Source organism: Planktothrix tepida PCC 9214 (assembly GCF_900009145.1).
Taxonomy (GTDB): Bacteria; Cyanobacteriota; Cyanobacteriia; order Cyanobacteriales; family Microcoleaceae; genus Planktothrix; species Planktothrix tepida.
In genome coordinates, this window is record NZ_LN889853.1 from 1 (window position 1) to 314 (window position 314).

A 314-nucleotide genomic window follows, 5' to 3' on the forward strand; every position below is an offset into this window, starting at 1 on the left:
GATCGCAACGGTGAAGCGAGTTCTCTCAATAATTTGGGACTTGCTTATTTAAGTCTGGGAGAATATCAAAAGGCGATAGAGTTCAATCAGCAGTCTCTTTCTATTTTTCAAGAAATAGGCAATCGCAACGGTGAAGCGAATTCCCTTAATAATCTGGGACTTGCTTATTGGAGTCTGGGACAATACCAAAAAGCGATAGAGTTCTTTCAGCAGTCTCTTTCTATTGGACAAGAAATAGGCGATCGCAACGGTGAAGCGAGTTCTCTCAATAATTTGGGACTTGCTTATTTAAGTCTGGGAGAATATCAAAAGGC

1 protein-coding gene is annotated in these 314 nt (G+C 40.8%); it reads left to right on the forward strand.

All coding sequences use genetic code 11. The annotated features are described in order from the left end of the window. On the forward strand, positions 1 to 314 hold a 314-nt coding region (locus PL9214_RS29455), incomplete at both ends, for a tetratricopeptide repeat protein (protein ID WP_139295213.1).